The 17,453-nt window shown below is 50.0% G+C and carries 15 protein-coding genes; 1 reads left to right on the forward strand and 14 read right to left on the reverse strand.

What is annotated here, in order from left to right; translation table 11 throughout:
• Positions 1-16: 16 nt before the first annotated feature.
• From MUB23_RS19355 to citC, 9 genes are all read right to left on the reverse strand, one after another.
• Positions 17-1,267, reverse strand: coding sequence for a methylaspartate ammonia-lyase (locus MUB23_RS19355; RefSeq protein ID WP_244802394.1), 1,251 nt, complete (start codon positions 1,265-1,267; stop codon positions 17-19).
• 153 nt (positions 1,268-1,420) lie between these two features.
• Positions 1,421-2,782, reverse strand: coding sequence for a hypothetical protein (locus MUB23_RS19360; protein WP_244802395.1), 1,362 nt, complete (start codon positions 2,780-2,782; stop codon positions 1,421-1,423).
• 155 nt (positions 2,783-2,937) lie between these two features.
• Positions 2,938-3,792, reverse strand: coding sequence for a fumarate hydratase (locus MUB23_RS19365; RefSeq protein WP_244802396.1), 855 nt, complete (start codon positions 3,790-3,792; stop codon positions 2,938-2,940).
• The gene (locus tag MUB23_RS19370) at positions 3,789-4,313 is read right to left on the reverse strand and encodes a fumarate hydratase C-terminal domain-containing protein (protein WP_244802397.1); all 525 of its coding nucleotides are present in this window, start codon (positions 4,311-4,313) and stop codon (positions 3,789-3,791) included. The genes MUB23_RS19365 and MUB23_RS19370 overlap by 4 nt, the downstream gene beginning before the upstream one ends.
• Positions 4,314-4,397: 84 nt before the next feature.
• The gene (gene citX / locus MUB23_RS19375) at positions 4,398-4,928 is read right to left on the reverse strand and encodes a citrate lyase holo-[acyl-carrier protein] synthase (protein ID WP_244802398.1); all 531 of its coding nucleotides are present in this window, start codon (positions 4,926-4,928) and stop codon (positions 4,398-4,400) included.
• Between the two features lie 57 nt (positions 4,929-4,985).
• Complete coding sequence (citF, locus tag MUB23_RS19380; RefSeq protein ID WP_244802399.1) at positions 4,986-6,545, reverse strand: citrate lyase subunit alpha; 1,560 nt, start codon at positions 6,543-6,545, stop codon at positions 4,986-4,988.
• The gene (locus tag MUB23_RS19385; protein ID WP_244802400.1) at positions 6,545-7,444 is read right to left on the reverse strand and encodes an HpcH/HpaI aldolase/citrate lyase family protein; all 900 of its coding nucleotides are present in this window, start codon (positions 7,442-7,444) and stop codon (positions 6,545-6,547) included. The genes citF and MUB23_RS19385 overlap by 1 nt, the downstream gene beginning before the upstream one ends.
• A gap of 4 nt (positions 7,445-7,448) precedes the next feature.
• Positions 7,449-7,742, reverse strand: a complete 294-nt coding sequence (gene citD / locus MUB23_RS19390; RefSeq protein ID WP_244802401.1) for a citrate lyase acyl carrier protein — start codon at positions 7,740-7,742, stop codon at positions 7,449-7,451.
• A 32-nt stretch (positions 7,743-7,774) separates the two neighbouring features.
• Complete coding sequence (gene citC, locus MUB23_RS19395) at positions 7,775-8,827, reverse strand: [citrate (pro-3S)-lyase] ligase (RefSeq protein ID WP_244802402.1); 1,053 nt, start codon at positions 8,825-8,827, stop codon at positions 7,775-7,777.
• Positions 8,828-9,111: 284 nt separating this feature from the next.
• Between citC and MUB23_RS19400 the strand changes: the two genes are divergently transcribed.
• Positions 9,112-10,968 carry a sigma 54-interacting transcriptional regulator gene (locus MUB23_RS19400; RefSeq protein WP_244802403.1) on the forward strand — a complete coding sequence of 619 codons (1,857 nt, stop codon included), beginning with the start codon at positions 9,112-9,114 and terminating at the stop codon, positions 10,966-10,968.
• 70 nt (positions 10,969-11,038) lie between these two features.
• Here MUB23_RS19400 and MUB23_RS19405 read toward each other — a convergent pair whose 3' ends face one another.
• The 5 genes from MUB23_RS19405 to MUB23_RS19425 form a co-directional block, all read right to left on the reverse strand.
• Complete coding sequence (locus MUB23_RS19405; protein ID WP_244802404.1) at positions 11,039-11,755, reverse strand: DUF5714 domain-containing protein; 717 nt, start codon at positions 11,753-11,755, stop codon at positions 11,039-11,041.
• A 28-nt stretch (positions 11,756-11,783) separates the two neighbouring features.
• On the reverse strand, positions 11,784-13,706 hold the full coding sequence (locus MUB23_RS19410) for a diguanylate cyclase domain-containing protein (protein WP_244802405.1): 1,923 nt from the start codon (positions 13,704-13,706) through the stop codon (positions 11,784-11,786).
• Positions 13,707-13,822: 116 nt separating this feature from the next.
• Positions 13,823-14,449 carry a sce7726 family protein gene (locus MUB23_RS19415; RefSeq protein ID WP_244802406.1) on the reverse strand — a complete coding sequence of 209 codons (627 nt, stop codon included), beginning with the start codon at positions 14,447-14,449 and terminating at the stop codon, positions 13,823-13,825.
• A gap of 428 nt (positions 14,450-14,877) precedes the next feature.
• The gene (locus MUB23_RS19420; protein WP_244802407.1) at positions 14,878-16,401 is read right to left on the reverse strand and encodes a DNA methyltransferase; all 1,524 of its coding nucleotides are present in this window, start codon (positions 16,399-16,401) and stop codon (positions 14,878-14,880) included.
• A gap of 11 nt (positions 16,402-16,412) precedes the next feature.
• Positions 16,413-17,393, reverse strand: a complete 981-nt coding sequence (locus tag MUB23_RS19425; protein WP_244802408.1) for an AvaI/BsoBI family type II restriction endonuclease — start codon at positions 17,391-17,393, stop codon at positions 16,413-16,415.
• Between the last annotated feature and the right edge of the window lie 60 nt (positions 17,394-17,453).

A 17,453-nucleotide genomic window follows, 5' to 3' on the forward strand; every position in this document is an offset into this window, starting at 1 on the left:
ACTTCCTCCTGTTACCTTAGATAATGTGATTCTGCTTTGCTTCCAGGATCTTCAGCAGTCTCTGCTGCTCATTGTTCACGATCATGACGCCTTCATCTACACCCATGCCAGGCTTTCCGGCCATGGCGAAAGGCTTGGTGGCAACCGCCAGGTTTACGCAGACCAGCGCCGAGTGGTCGGTCTCATTGCAGGTTCCGCCCTGATACGCCAGCACGCCGTGCTCCTTGCAGTACAGGACCGCATCGATGATATTGTTGATGCCGCCGAGGTCAATGGTCTTAACCTGAACCATATCGCAGGCTCCTGCGTCCACCCACTCTTTGATTTCTTCATAGGTATTGGCGTACTCATCGATGATCAGCTTTAACGTGGATCCCGCCTCTTTCAGACGCTTCTTCAAGTACAGGAAGCCGTCTTTTTGCTTCTCGTTGGACTTCAGGTCAATGGGCATCTCCACAAATACCTGGTAAGGTTTGCAGGCGTCTTCCACCTTCAGCAGATACTCGAAGACCTGATCCAGATCATCGTGGAAAGCGTAGCCCATGCAGCCGTATACATCATAGCGCATCACCGGATTGTAGTCGGGCTCGCCGATCTGGACGATACGATTCTTGACCCATTTTACCCAATCCAAGAAGATCTGTCCGTCCTCGCCCAGCTTGCTCTTTACGTTGTTAATCAGGCCGTGAGGCATCATGCCGACTTTTTTCAGGATCATCTTGTCTACATTGTTATAACGGTCGTCGCCGGACTGAGCGTTGATGCGGACCGGAGTCAGGTCTACAGGCAGATGGTACTCTTTTAAAACAACCTCCGCCATCGTGGTCTTCTCCATCTTGGCAACAGCCTCCAGGATTGCCTGGGTAACGCCGTAACGAATGGAAGCAGGGAGACGCTCGCCGTCAAACTCATAGCGGTCGAAACGTTCGGCCGTGGATTTGAATTCTGTCAGGTCCATGCCCTCAAAATAAGGAACCACGTACTTCTCAATCACCTTGATCAGAGCCTCGGCCGTGTTCGGCACTTCCCGTCCGCCGCTGGCCGCGTACTGAGCTACCGCACAGTCGCCGAAAGCAATCTGTCCGTCCTCCAGAACGAACATGACCGATACCGCTACGCCAGGCTGGCGGATGGAGTGGAATCCAGGAGTAACCGGATCACCTTTGTAGACGAAACCGTCTTCTTCAGCGCCCCGTTTGATGGCTTCCTTGTCGTCCATGTAGAAACCGGTCATGGCCTTTGAGCACAGCACTTTTTTGATAATCATTGTTTTTTCCTCCATTTATTTTGAGAGTTTTAAAAAGACATTTGGAAAATTTTTACAAGGGAAACAGATATCAATATCATACATTTTTAAGGTCGAGATGTCTACCGCGGCAGACATCTCATTAAGTTTTTTCACTTTTCCGACAACATACGTTTAAATGACGGAATGATCTACCAAACGAACGCCGTCCTTCGCCACCAGTTTCCCGTTGACATAGATCCGCTCTACCTGGGAAATGTGAGGGTAAGAAGTAACCAGCACATCAGCGGTATAACCCTCTTTCAGCAGGCCAAGGTTCGGGGCCAAAAGCGGGATGGCATCCGCTACGTTCTTGGTGCAGTAGGCGATGGCTCTGGGCAGAGTTGTCAGCCCCTCCTCCAGAGCGTGCTCTACGGATTCCAGCATGGAGTCGAAGGTTCCATTGGCGAAGTCCGTGGAGACCACATCCATCAGATCCAGCTTATAGAACTCCAGCAGGTTCTCCGGGCTGGCCACCAGGCGCTTGGCTCCCCAGGGATCATGAACCGCCGCGTCAATAATAACGCCGTAATTCTGTTTCAGCTCCATGGTGTTAACCACAGCCTCATCTCTGGTGAACAGATAGTTGGAGTGGCAGGCAATGAAGTGGTTCAAGCCCATCTTTGCCACCTCCTGCACCTTCTTCATGGAGGTGGGAGCATTGTGGCACATCAGCGGGACATCCAGGGCCTTTGCCACCCGTGCCGCCTCTTCATAGCCGTTCAGAGCGACCTGTACGGAAGCATAGGTGGTGGCGTACACGATATCCCGGCACTCTTCCGGCGTCATGATGGAATCCAGGTTGTTTTCCTTCAAAGCCGCCGCCACGGTATCTCTGTCATAATAAGATTTCTCTATGTATCTTCCCAGCACGGAAAGCTTCATGGCGCGGGCTTGCAGATAGTCGATATCCACGCCCTTGGCCGCCTTTACGGCTCTCGGAATGTAAAGGTAATCCTGTCCGCCGCCGCCCAAGGTATGGCCGCCGCCGACTTCGCCGATACAAACCGCGCCGTCCGCCATCATGCGTTCCATGGACATGATTTTATGCTTCTCGGAAATCCCTCTGCCGTCGCAGGCCATGCAGGCTTCCAGGTTAAGGGGGCCGTGGGTGGTGGCTGTCTTAATCCGCATCGGATGGCATTTCTGGGTCTCTTTTACCTCATCCATGGTGACGAAACCGTCTACGTTCAGCACGGTGGTGCAGCCCTGCAGGAAGTTCCGGTCCAAAAGCTCCATGATTCTTTCCTTGCCGTAGTTGGTCAGACCGCTGGCAAAGATCGGGCCGAAGGTTACGCCATGGTTGTGATGGTTGATCATGCCAGGCATGATGCACTTGCCGGTACAGTCAATGACCTCCTCCGCATACTGCTCGATCTCCGGAGCCACATGCTCCGTGACGCCCAAAATTTCTCCGTCGCGGATCAGGACGCTGCCCTTCTCCAACAAAGTTTTGCCGTCGCCGGTCACCACTGTGCCGTCTTTCAAGATAAACATTCCATTTCCTCCTGTCTGTGATTGTTCGACCATTTGGTTACTATCCATACCGCGCGAAGCGCGCCTATGCGAAGCATCTGTGCTGCGGTATGCCCCAGAGGGGATAAAATATCCGAAGGATATTTTATTGCTTGGTTACGCCTTGTGTGGAAGGCCTACAGCTCCACGGTGGCTCTTCTTGGATCAAAGCAGCAGCCGACCCGCATGGAAACGATGCGCACGCCGCTGGCTCTCTGGGGTCCAACCTTCAGGAAAGTGGCAAGCGCCGTCGTCCTGCCGCCCAGCCCCAGCGGGCCGATCCCGCTCTCGTTGACCCGTCTTGTGATTTCCTGTTCCATCGGGGACTGGCGGGAGAAGTCTCCGCGGCACATTGCCTCCAAAGAAAGGGAAGCGGCTTCCAGGTTGCTGCGGCCGATGCCAAAGCCAAGAACTGCGGGAAGGCAGCCTAATTTGTCGCAGCCTTCGGTGGCCCACTGCACCATCTCGTCTATCACTACCTCCGCGGAATGTTTGTGGAACACCCGCAGCGTCTTTCCTCGGATTTCCGGTCCGCCGCCCATCATGATCACGGTGAGGCGTACCCGGTCGCTGTCCGGAAGCTCGCGGATCTGGATCGGGGCCAGTGCAACCGCGCCGGAATCCTCAGACAGGCCGCAGCATTGGCTGAGCCGTTCGGCGTCGCCGCCTTTGACGCCCATCGGGCGGCCGGGAAGCCTGCGAAGTCCGTCTGCAATCCCCTCTCGAATTGCGCTTTGAAATCCTCCGGGCAGTGATGCCCGATCTCCCACCTCCAAAAAAACATGGGGAATTCCCGTGTCATCGCAGAGGGGAAATTTTGTTTTTTCCGCCACTGCGGCGTTTTCTAAGATACTCTCCAAAACCCATTTGGCGTTCGGGTTTCTCTCCTTTTTCACCGCCATCCGGTAGGCTTCTTCCTGGTCCGGCCGGAACACCGTGCTGGCCTGAATCAAGGTGTCCGATGTTTTCCTGACAATCTCCTCATAGGTCATTGCGGCTTTCCTCCTTCTTTGTCAAAGATAGATTTTCCGTGGGCGATGGCTACGATCGCGGGGAAATCCGTCACGATAAGCCGGGTAAAGGCCTCCATGCCTTCCTCCGGGTAGGCCGCGATTTCCTGGCTTTGAATCTTGGAGGTCAGCAGCGCCGTGTTCGGCGGCGTCACCAGGAAGACGGAATTGTTTTCTTTCAGCGCCTCCACGGTCTCTTTTTTCAGGCTTCCCTTTCCGATATGAAAACGGATCCCTGCTTTGGACAGACCCGGTATGGATCCCTCGATGTCCAGCTTGTTGCTGGAAGTCGGTCCGATTCCGGCCGGACTGACCGCAGTGTGGAAGACCGCATAGCCTTCCAGCGGAATTTTTTCCGAATCCCAGGCGCCCTCCTCTAAAGTCTTCACGATTTTCGGGAGCACGGCGTCCCGCCCGCAGTAGATCACCCCGCTGATTTCCAGCGTATCGTTGACTTGAAGCTTTTGGATCACTGCATCATCTACAGGCATGGTTACCTTCAATGTTCCTCCTCCTTTTCCTTTCGATATGGGCAAAGCGGACATTTTCCCTCCCCTTTGCCGCCTGGTTCCGCCGCCTGGGACGCTTTATGGTTGATCCGCGTCCAGGTAGGCTTCAATCTGTTGATTCATATAGCGGATCAGCTCTTCCTGGGAGTGGCCTCCCTCTCTGGCGCAGAGCTTCGCATCCCTCTCGCAGAGGTAGCAGCGCCTGGGGCGGCGGCCGAAATCCCGGCGGCTCAACGCCCGGCAGTGGTGATCATAGACATCCAAATCCACGAAACGGCCTAAAGGATGATGGTCCTCGATCTCCATGCTGGCAATTTTGATCTCCGTTGCCTCCGTTCCCATGCAGTACAGGACCACCGGTCCCTCCTCTGTCACCATCGATTCCCGGTGGAGAATACTTCCGCCGAATTCCCGGAGAATCCGCTCATTCAGCGTCCGGACAACGGCTCTGGTCTGGGGGGTGTCCTTCTTCGCGCCAGGACAGTTGACTCGGAGGCACAGGAGACTTGCCATATACCGGCGGGTCAGCTCTTCCTGTCTGGCTACCCGTTCTTCCCTTGCATTCAGGAGCCCCAGGAGAGTAAAATCCTGACTCATTCCCTTTCTCATGATTCATTGCGCTCCTTCGCTGTGTTTGGGCAAACAGATCTGCTCCGCAGATCTGTTTCATTCGCGGATTTGGCGGATTACGTCGATCAGCGTTCCGTCCCGGTACTCCACCACGGCCACGATCTGGTCCGTGCATTCCATCGGCTTCGGCACCCCGGTGATTCCCAGAGCCATATCCCGGAGTTCTTCGATGCTGACCAGCTTTAAACTGGTCTTCTCCAGATTTTCTTTTAAAACCGGATAGTTCCGGTGTTTCGGGTTCAGCGCAATTCCTGCGTCCGTCACCACCACGGCCACTGTCTCTCCCGGTGTACAGAGGGTAAAGACCCGATCCACCACCGAAGGGGTCCGCCCCCGGAACAGAGGAAGCGTAACGATGGAGACATCTGCTCCGGCAGCCACATCTGGACCGCCTCCCAGTCCGCCCATCATCTCCCCGCTGGAACCGGTCAGAATGTTGACGTTAAAGTCCGTGTCCACCTCCAAGGCTCCCAGAACCCCGATATTCACCTGGTTTACAAAGCATCCCTTGTTGTGGGGGTTGGAATAGGTGGAGTTGTCACATTCCACCATGCGGGGCTGATGTGCCATAGCCATGGCCGCCACTGCGTCAAAGGACTGTACCGCCTGAATGCAGTCCACCAGCCCTTCTTCCAACAGGCTGCTGACCGCCGCCGGCACCCCTCCCAGGACAAAGCTGGCGCGAATATTCTGTTCCTTCATCCGCTCTTTTATGTAATTGGTGCAGGCAATCGCAATGGCGCCTGCTCCGGTCTGGAAGGAAAATCCATCCGCAAAAAATCCGGAGTGAGCAATGACTTCTGCGGTCAGTTCCGCAATCCGCAGATCCCTGGGGCTCTTTGTCTGTCTCGCCGCGCCTTTTCCGATTTTGCTGCTGTCGCCGATCTCCTCCACAACCACCACATGATCCACTTGATCCTGACAGATCGACGCCGGCACACAAGGAAAGTCTACCAGAGTGTCGGTGATCACCACCACCTGCCTTGCGCTGCGGGCATCGATCTTGGCATACCCTAGGGAGCCGCAGGCGTTCTTTCCGCCGGTACCGTTGGCATTTCCATAACAGTCCGACGCAGACGCGCCGATAAAGGCCACGTCAATCTCAAGTTCTCCGGCCTCGATAGCCCTGGGCCTTCCGCCGTGGGGCCTCAAAATCACCGGTTCCGCCAAGGGAAGTCCCCGGATCACCGCATCGCCCAGCTGGCCTCTGATCCCGCTGGCTTCGATCCGGTTGATCGTGCCGTCCTTCACGAAATTCACGATGGAGGGCTCTTTGATATTGACCACTGCGCTGGGGGCAAACTTCAGGCCTTTAATGCCCAGTTCCCGGATGGCGGTTAAGACCTGGCCGATGATCCGGTCGCCCTCCCGAAAATGGTGATGGAAGGAGATGGTCATTCCGTCTTTTAATCCACTTGCCAGAATCGCCGCTTTTAAATCGGAGCGCATCTTACTCTCCCCCGGTATGAGTCTGGCCTGTCTCCGGCAAGTTTTTACCTGCTGGTCCGGTACGGTCTCAAAGGGGCCCTGATACGGCTTCCATTTTCTCCCGTTGATCTCCTCCGGAACTTCTCTTCCCACGGAATTTATCGCCATTACCGTTCACCTCCCACTTTGATTCCCGCCGCCTTGGCACGGGCCACCGTGTTCTGGGCCCGCAGCACAATGGGCTCGTCGATCATGTTTCCGTCCAGACTCACCGCGCCCTTGCCCTGACGCCGTCCCTCCTCGATGGCTGCCAGCACCCGGAGCGCGTGGCGGATCTCCTTTTCCGAAGGGGTGAAAAAGCTGTTGACAATATCAATCTGCCTCGGATGGATTACCGTCTTTCCGTCAAATCCCATGTTTTTTGTCATCCGGCTGTCTTCCCGCAGGCCGTCCAGATCATTGATGTCCGAAAACACGACGTCAAGGGCCTGGATGCCAGCGGCCCGGCAGGCCAGCACCAGCACGTTTCTGGCATAGAAGATTTCCAGTCCCGCCTTGGTGCGTTCCATTTTCATGCTGGCGGTAAAATCCTCAGCGCTTAAAGCCAGCGCTACGTTCCGGGGACTGGCCGCCGCAATCTCCTGGGCATTCAGGATGCCCTGAAACGATTCAATGTTACAGATCAGGTTGATGCTTCCGGCAGGAATCCCCGCCTGTTTCTCCAGCCGGTCCATGAGAGCAGAAACTTGTTCCACCTCCGCCGCGGATTCCACCTTAGGCAGCCGGATGGTGTCCGGCATGGCCCGCACGGCGCACTCCATATCTTGGTCAAAATAGATGGTGTCGATCCCATTGACCCGGATCACGACTTCCTTGTCTTTCGGGCGGTGGTACTTCACCGTATGGTAAATCAAGAGGCGCGCCGCGTCTTTTTCCGACTTGGGCACAGAATCCTCCAGGTCATAGATCAGCATATCTTCATTATAAAATGGAGCCTGCGCCATGTTGACCGGACTGGAGGCGCTGACATAAAGCCCGGTTCTCCGAAGGGTATTGCGGTCCGTCATTTTCTCACATCCTTTCCCAATCCACTTGGTCTCTCTTTGCCGCCCGCAATACGGCGGCTATGAGTCTCGCCCGGATCACATGATCAAAAGCGCCTTTATCGTGAATCTCTATGGCTGCTTCCGTTACCTCCATCTCCCGGCAAACCTGATAAACGGTTTCCAGGATGGCGTCGCCGAAGATCGCTTTGACGTCGCTTTCGAGATCCACGGCAAGGCCGCCTCCCGGATTGGGCTTTAGGATAATCTGCACGTCGCTGGACTCTAAGGTCCCGGCGACACTGATCTCCTTTACTTCCATGTCATACACTCCTCTCTGTTTCTCTCTTCCTATCAAAACAAAGCGCTAGGGCTTGTTTCGTTCTGTTTCATGGTACCGGACTCTATCAGTTTTTTGGTCAGATACCGGTAGGTGGTCTCCGGCACCAGCCTTTTTATTTCTTTCAGGCCGTCCGGCTCCTTCAGCAGGGCCCGGACCCGTGAGGCGCTGATGGGTTCCCCATCCTCGCTGACTCTTGGGCAGACGTGAAAATTCACCCCGAATTCCGGCATCCGTTTCTGCAGCACTTGATTGTAGATTGCGGTCACCGGACAAAACGGCTCTTCTCCCACAAACCGGTCGCTGATTCCAAGGACAGGGGCGAGGGAAGCGCCGAACAAAGCTGCGTCAATTTCGGCGTATGTACTCGTAAATTCCTCTTCCTTCTTCAGGAAGTAGGTGGGAAAGGTAGCGTAGGAAATGACATAAGGCCCGCCGGGATGAACGCTGACGTTGGGGATCTCCCCGATCCCCTCCTGCACCAGCCGGAACCGGTCGGCAAAGGAAAAGCTGGACCGGTCTTCCTGCACCACGAAGATATGAAGCCAATCGCAGCGCACGGCCGCCTCCCAGACTAAGGCCAGATGGCCGTTGGTAAAAGGATTGGCATTCATTACAATGGCGCCCACCTTTTTCCATTCATTTTTTTTCAGAGGGCGAAGGGATGTCAGGTATTCCGCCAGACCGCGCTTGGAGTTTTCCAGCAAAACCGCTTTTTCTGCCTCCGCCAGTACGGAAAAACCCAGACCGCGAAAGTAATCTTTCGTCTCCGGCTTGGTAAAAACAAACAGCTGCGTAATGCCCCGTTCATACTGGCGTTTGATCAGACTGGAAAGTAAGGTGCCCAGAGCATTTTCCCCCCGCAGGCTCTCATCCACGGCAAAACATTTCAGAACATTTCCTGCGAAACCGCCGCATGCCACCAGCCGTTCCCCCTCGAAGAGACCTGCCGCTCCTTCCAGATCCGGTTCCAGCCGCAGCCCGAACCTTGCCAGAAGGTCTGTCATCTGCGCTAAGTCCCAGGGATCATTCAGATTTATTTCCTGTAAGTGATAAGAGAAATCCATGAGGGCTCCTTTTGTATTTGTTCTGTCCTATTTAAGAAGCAATTCTCATGCCAATTACAGCTTGCACCTCTTGATTCGGCAGATTTTCCTGTCATCCGGCGTTTTTTATTCGGTAATCCGTGAAAAATAAAACAAATTATTTTTCTACCTTCTTGAAAATCCCGAACCGTCATGTTATACTCATCCATAGCCATTGCAACATATGTTGCGTAGACGTTGCATTTATGTTGCGCTTTCTCTTATCTATTTCGATTGTGCAACATCATCAAGGGGGACTCTTGGAAATGAAAAGTACATTGATGATCATACCTACCGACTCCATGTGTCAAAAACGTTTTGACAGCTATTCCGCCGAGTATCCGGATATTGACTTTCTCTCCTCCAATCTCAGCGATTTAACAGAAGAACAGATTACCGAGATCTCGGTAGACTATGATATTGTAGCCGGACGGGCCCGCTTTGCGCATTTTTTCCGGGATCGCTGCCCTCATATGCACACCATCGAAATCCCCATCACCGGTTACGACATCATCGACTCTCTGGCCCTGCAGCCTCTGCGCAGCGCAAAAATTGCCATTTTGACCAGTTTTGCCGACATCTACGGGATGGAAATCTTAAAGACCGCCTTTGACCTGACGATCCTGCCCTATCTGCATGTTCCTTCCGCCCAGCTCCCCAGCGCCATCGAGGACGCCTGCGCCAAAGGGGCCCGGCTGATCCTGGGGAGTTCCCAAACCTGCCAGCTGGCCCGTAGCATGGACGTCCCCGCGCAGGTGATCCCTCTCGGTAAACAGAGCATGCGCCAGGTGATCGGGGAACTTCAGAATATTCAGCAGATCTTTCAGATAGAGGACGCCAAAAACGCCTATATCCGGCACCTGGTGGACGCCATCGGCGAAGGGCTGATTTCCACCAACGACCAGAACCAGATCATATCCATGAATGCCCTGGCCGAGAGCATTACCGGTTCCCCCCATGGATACTACATTGGGAGGCCCATTGCAGAGCTTTTTCCGGAGAAGCTGGATATCGGCACGCATATTGTAAAAATCGGGGATCAAAAAATTATGGCGAACAAAGTTCCTCTGATCACTCAGGATAAGAGCACCCTTGGTTCCGCCATCACTCTCTACCGGCCGGATAAGATTCAGAACATGGAGAGTATGGTAAGAAAAGAAAATCTGGGAAAGAATGCTTCCGTGAAGTATAGCTTTGAGAGCCTGATCGGCAGCAGTGATGAACTTCAAGCCGCCATCCGCACCGGCAAGAGTTATGCGAAGACCGATTCCAACGTACTGATCGTCGGGGAGACCGGCACCGGCAAGGAACTCTTCGCCCAGAGTATCCATCACGCCAGCCGGCGGTCCAGCCAGCCCTTCATCGCCATCAACTGCGCCGCCCTCCCCACCAACTTGCTGGAAAGCGAGCTTTTCGGCTATGTGGAAGGAGCGTTCACCGGAGCATCCAAGAAGGGGAAAGCCGGCGTCTTTGAGGCGGCCCACGGCGGGACTTTGTTTCTGGACGAGATCTCGGAGATGGACTATGCCAATCAAGGGCGTCTTCTCCGCGTGCTCCAAGAAAAATACATTGTCCGGCTGGGCAGCACCAAGATCATCCCCATCGACGTGCGGGTCATCGCCGCCACCAACCGGAACCTGGAACAGTTGGTGGCTGAGAAGCTTTTCCGTGAAGATTTGTTCTACCGGCTGAATGTGCTCCGCTTCCATCTCCCGCCTCTGAGAAACCGGGGAAATGATCCTTATCTTCTAACCCAATGTTTCCTGAAAGATCTGGACCCGGACAGCCTTCCCTATCGATTTGAGGAGGAGGCCATTGATTTTTTGAACTCTTACCGCTGGCCCGGCAATATCCGGCAGATCCGAAACATCTGTGAGCGGATCATTGCCACCTGCCCTCAGCACTATGTTTCCAAAGACTATCTCCTGGAAACCATTTTTCCCCAAACCGCGCGGAGGGAAGAAGAACGTGAAAATTTTCAGACCATTCGGGAACAGCATAAAAAAGAAGAGCTCCTGAGAGCTCTCAAAAACAACCATGGAAAAATCGGAGCTGCCGCCCAGGAACTGGGCATCAACCGCTCCACGCTTTGGAGAAGAATGAAGAAGTATGAGATTGAATAATGAAGTAAAAGAAGAATAAACCCGGTCAGGAATACTCCGCCAGAGAAGCATTCCTTACAGAGCATTCGGTTTACGGATGCTCCGGAACGTATGGATAATAGGGGCAGTGCTGTTTCAGGCATTGCTGATTTTCTGCCCAGAATCCGCATTGAATTTGATCAGGAAGCTCCATCCGGATTCCCAGATGATGTTCCGTAAATAAAACCGCTTCCCTCACTGCTGTAAATGAATTCCGCTTGCAGCACCTGGGGCCGCCCAGCTTTGCGATTGCTCCCAGCGCCTGGGCCGTGATCTGGTTGGAAAGGCCCCATGATTTTCCGGTCAGCGGCGTGGCCTGGGTGACAATGCTGAAAAACATTCCCGCGCTGACCGCAGCCCCGCAGCATCCCCACAGGCCGCAGGCGCCTCCGGGATAACTGCTCCCTCTCTCCCGCATTTCCGAAAGGGACGCGGCGAGATCTATGGCTCCGCCGCAGTTCCGGTAAGCGGTCAGGAGTGCGGCTCCCACCAGTACATGATGTTCCGGACCGTGCATATAAAGGTATGGATTTTCCATCAGATCCTGCATCAATGCAATCGGATTTTGAGCTGTGCTCCCGGCGCAGGTTTCTAAAATGAGCCGGATGCCTTTTTCTTCGTGACAATCGTCACACACAAAATGGCCATCCTCACAGGCCGCATAGCTTTTGTATTTTTTATGGCAGAAACTGCACTCCATCTCTTTCGCTCTTTTCAAATAGATCAGCGGCTTTCCGCATACCAGGCAGGCTCCCTCTCCTCTTGTCATCGCTTCTCCCTCTGCTTAACTCTTAACCTTATTCGTACCGGACAAAACGGCATTTTCCACTCCGTTTCGCCTGATACATCGCCTGATCTGCCATGCGAAGGAGCTCGTGGTAATCCGTCCCATGCTCCGGATAAAAGACGTAACCCGCCGACATGCGCACCGGATACTCTTTTCCATCCGGCAGACAAAGAATTTTCTCCCGCATCCTCGCCTCGATCCGATGCAGGAAACCTTCTGCCTCTTCCGCATTTTCACAGCCATATAGAACCAGAACAAATTCATCTCCGCTCAGCCGCGCGGCAACCTGGAAGGAAGCCTCGCATCCGGACAGCAAACCTGCGGCAGCCTGCAGCAGCCGGTCCCCCGTCTCATGGCCATAGGAATCATTCACATATTTTAGATTATCTACATCCGCCATCAAAATCGCAGCTGTTTTCAATTCGTCCGGACGGCTGAATAATTCTTCCATTCGATGAAAAAACGCCCGCCGGCTGGTAAGGCCGGTCAGAAGATCCATATCCCTTTCATTTACGATTTTCTGCCGCTCCGCAATATCGTCCGTGACATCGATCAGGACTCCCAGGGTACTGTTTCCTTCCACATAAGTCTTTAGCTTGACAAAATGGCCGTTCCTGCCCGGTAGGGCATAGACATCCCCCGGTGACTTTGGATCCAGCGGGTGTGCAAGGATTTCGTCGATCCACCGGCTAAAACGGGAGCGGTCCGCCAGAAGGCGGTCCACTTCCTCCGCCGACAGCCCCAAGATATCTCCCAGACGATTGGTCGCCATAACCCGGTCCATATCCTGATTGTATTCAAAAGCCGCCACTGGAATATTTACATTCTGAAAAATTAAAGACAGCTTGTCAGTGGTGTCCAGCAAACTTTGCACCATCTGATTGACATGATCGCTCAACTCGGTGAATTCCGGGGAACTGTTCACCTCAATCCGCGTGTCCAGATTTCCATTGGTAATCTGTGTCAGCTTCCCGATGATAGTGGAAATCCCACTTAAAATATACCGGTCGATATGGCGCAGAATAATCAAAATCACGACAACTGAGATCAACGCCATGCTGGCGGCGGAAAGCATCATGTTTTCAGGAATTTTTCGATATAATACTTCATGGGTGCTGCTTACACCGATCCATAGGCCGGTATCCTGCTGCTGGAATACACAGTAACATTTTTCCCCTCCGATTTCCGTGGAAAATCCCCTGCCCACAGCAGCCTTGCCCAGTTGAATTCCCAATTCTTCCGCAAAACGTCCCACAATCTCCGTGTCCGTCGCCCCCAGAATTTCTCCGCTTTCCCCATCCACCGCATAGATGGCATGTCCAGGGTCGGTAGTTAAATGAGAGAAAATATAGGGGATCTCATTTTTTTCCAACGCTTCGATCAGCCGGGTCGGCTCCATTCCAATCTGGATAATCCCCTTTTGATCGTCCCGCCAGAGAGCCGTGTACTGCATCAGCTTGCCTTCCGCGGTATTGGGCGTCAGGTCCTGGCACATCTGGAGCGAAGTGTCTTTCAGGAGAGGAAGAAAATAGCTCATCTGTTCTCCTGACTCGAAATTGTATCCGTAATATTTCGGCTCCGTGCCGGAATAGATGGTTCCCTCCAAATCAAACAGATGAAGCTCATCCACTTGAAGCAGCGCAGCAACCTTCTGCAGTTCCTCCAGGTCATACTCGATCTCCGAGTGATTTTCTACGATATAAGCGGCCGCCTTGGCACGGATAATATAGTCTTCTTTCAAATTGTTTTTCAGACGCTCGATCTCCGTATCATTTTGAGCTAGGATCTGCTTCACCTGCTTAATCCTTAAAACGGAATTCTGATAAGCCCCTTCCTGTGTCCCTCGAACTTGAAAAAAACAACTTACCAGGAGTGTGAACAGCATCCCCAGCAAAATAGCAACGCAGAGTCTGACTGTAATTGCTCGTTTCATGCTGTCTCCCTCCTGTTCTCACTTTATGGTATGATTCTAGCATCCCGCCTTCTCATTTTCAATGGCTATCCAAGATTTCCCTTCTTATTTTCTCTGATATCATAAGGCGTCATCAATCATCGTCTTCTCCCCCGCCGTTTCCTAACCGGCCTGACCGGCTGCAGAGCCCGATAAGCTGCAATTTTTTCAGCAATTTCATTGTAATCCCGTTCCAACAGCTCACTGCAGATCTGCTTCTTTAATAATTCCGGCTCTATCTTTTCCAAAATCTTTTCTGCGGCAAACCGCTTGCTTTTTTCCTTGTACTTTGCCATCCCATTGAGTTCCTGAATATGGGCCAGTTCCGGCCGCCACAGGAAACTCAACTGTTTTTTTAGATCAACAGGTTTCGGATTTCGCTGCATCTTCCGGTAATAATATAGATCCGCTTTCCCATCGATTTCTTCAACGGTGATGATCCCCCACCAACTTGGAATGTGCTCTGCGATATGGACGGCATGGGATGTCCCCACTGCGGCAATGTTATAGTCAAAAAAAGAATTGTAATCCTTAACCTGCCGCTCCAAGCGCTCGTAGGTGTCGGCATCGCTTTTAATCTCAATCCCAACCAGCGCGTCCTCCGCGACCATCACCACATCCGCCCTGGATTTTCCCATGGTCTTCTCTTCTATAATACGGACTTTGCCAAACATTTCCTCCAAATATTCAAATAGAGGTTCTCTGATCTCTTTATCCTTTAACATACGCTCTCATTATAATATGAAAAAAGTTCTCGCCAAAATGATTGGGATGAGAACTATGGTTAATCTTGCTATCAATCTTTCTCGCCGCCTGAACGGACATTCTTATTATAACCTGGGAAACATCCCAAATCAATTCCTATCTTTGGATTTCTGTTTGGGGAACGAACCACTGTAAATTTCTTTAAAAACAAAGAATTCAATTACTCTACTTTTATTGACTACCTTGTAGAGCATACATTCGAACCGTTATCACACAGCATGATGATTAAAATCCAGAAAAATAAGCTTTCAACCAAATTCTCAGAATTATTCATAAAATATCTTGATACAGAATAAAAAAGGAAATAGATCTGGCATTACCACACAGATCCATTTTCTTTTCTATTTCTAGTCAAAATATCATATCAAGTTTTGCTTCGCTTATTTACCTATTCTTTTTCCCAAATAGTAATGCTCTTTCGAAGTGATACTTTTCCAAACTTAGCCATCTGTTGACTACTATTTCCTTTTTTTTGATGCAGACAATACACTTTTTTTACTTTGAATCCGAATTGTTCTGCGAAAAGAGAACTTAAGAAGTCAACAGGAATTACTTCTCCACCATATCTTACATTATCATTAACGAATGCCACAAACGATCCAGGTACACATGCACGATATATCTCTGCATATACAAACGCCAATTCTGTAAAATATCCTTCTACCATTCTAATAACACCATTATTATTTAGGTCGCCATTATCTTTTCTCTTATTAAGCGCATTTTTTACTTCATTAAGTACATTATTATTATCAATAATGTTTTTTATATTTATAAACCTGTCCTCTTCACCGATGCTTTTATAATATTCTTCCAATTGTTCAACCTTAGATTTACTTTCAACTGTACATGAAATCAGAGTCTGGCGCATATCCTTTATGCCTTGTTCTCCGAGTCCTAAATATACAAGTTCCAATGCATAGGTACGCGTATAATCATATCTATTACAATAAGGAGGTGAAGTTATAACTCCATTTATTGAATTATCTTCCAACAAAGGTAATTCTTTTAGAACCGTATTCTGCACATAATTTATGTGTGCTGTATTAGCTTCCATATTGTTCTTCTGAATAAGCTTAATTTCAGTAATAACATGTTCTAGTTCTTCAGTTATTAGTTCGTGAGCATCTGCTATAACCTCTCTCACAACTTTCTTAGGGAGTAACTTTTTCCCACTAGCTTCACGCTCTTTGTTCGCCTTTATTACCTTGGGTGAACGGTAGTCCCAACCAAGATATTGTCCTGTCTTTGTCGTATAACTACACCTTTCTAAAGAGTTGACAACACATAATGTAAGCAAATTTTTTGACTGTTCAGAATAATCCGATTCATCCCTCCAGTCAGAGATATATTGTATAAAAATCTCGTTCTCTGGTGGATATGCATCCTCTGTAATTTTTATATATTCTGTTTTCTTACTGTAATTATTAGGCACGACCAAGTTTCTAACTTCTCTTAATAAGTTCTCTAGCTCACCTATATCATAGTCCATTACAGAAGATTTTGCTTTAATAGAAACTGATGAGATTGGCATTATGTCATATCCGATGCTGTTTAGACCTCGCATTTGACACACAAGGCCCGTAGTTCCAGAACCGAAAAATGGGTCAAGGATAGTTCCATTCTTTGGTACATTCATTTCATCAAGCAAAGTATTTACTAAATCAGCCGAAAACCCTTCTTTATACTTTAACCAGCTATGTAATATATCTTTTTTGCTGAGCTGATAACTTACACTTTGTCTATTAAACTTATCTGTTACTTCAAGTAGTGGTTCAAAATGCGTTTCAAGCCATACTCTTGCTTTAGACTCACAGAATTCATCTGCCGAAAAATTCTCCACAAGATATTCTGCTTTTTTTTCTGTATCTACACCTTCAATAAAGATAAGCTGTTCATACGTTTCTTGCATTATCTCTCCCGTCAAATTGATACAACCCAATTACAATACTCATTAAGCTGATTTACATCATGCAAATTAGAAGCATTGCTTAAAGTTCCATCAACCAATTGATCATATATTTCTATAGCCATACTCTTCTCGATCGCCGCACCAACAAATGATGTTTGAATTGAATAATTAGCATCACCAAAACTATTTCTTATTCTTTGGAGTGCTGTATTTCCTGTTTTCCAGTGCTCGTCTGCTCCAGCAGGGTCTATTCCAGATTTTAATTCTCCAAACATTAATCCTTTATCTGGATGATTTTTTATTCTTCCTTTATCATAACCAGCTACATCACTACTAAAAAGACATATATCAACATTCTTTCCTACAAGAGGAATTGTCATATCAAACGCTAATACTCTTTCACCATTCGAATTTTTCCAATGCAACGCTTTTATTGATTGCTCTAAGCCCGCATCATTCTGTGGCTGTCTTTGCCAGCGATAAGTAGGCGAACCATCACACCAGTCATATGTTATTCCTTGAACGCTCAAATTAGAAAGGATGCATCTTATCAGCTTTTCTTCTCCAATTGCACCAATCCTATTTCTCATTGTTCCGCCAACACTATCCCCCTTAATAAGAAGATATCTATACACTACTTCATCAATAAAGTCTTGTCCTGCTGGTTTCAAAAATTTATCTATTAGTTCCTTAATCGCTGCTGTTCTATCGTCTTCATCCAAATAATTTAGCGACTTATCTGAAAGGCCTGAAGCAGCTATTAAAAAAGGACGTATTGCAGGAATGTTAAGTAGGTCATTTGGAGATTTAACACCATTTACCATTGTCTTAAAAGACAGTGCAGTTTTAACATATGGGTCGCTAACACGATTTTTTTCTAATGCAATACTAAAAAAACCTGCTCGTGTAGCCTGATGCGTTGTAACCAAGTCAGAATCACTTGTAATAAACTTATTGAATGCCATTTCTTTTATCCCTTCTTTCTCTTTCATTTTTTCATATTCACGCTCACAATCTCATATCGCTTATATTGGAAATAAGGAGGATAGAAG

Source organism: Cuneatibacter sp. NSJ-177 (assembly GCF_022867805.1).
Taxonomy (GTDB): Bacteria; Bacillota; Clostridia; order Lachnospirales; family Lachnospiraceae; genus Pseudolachnospira.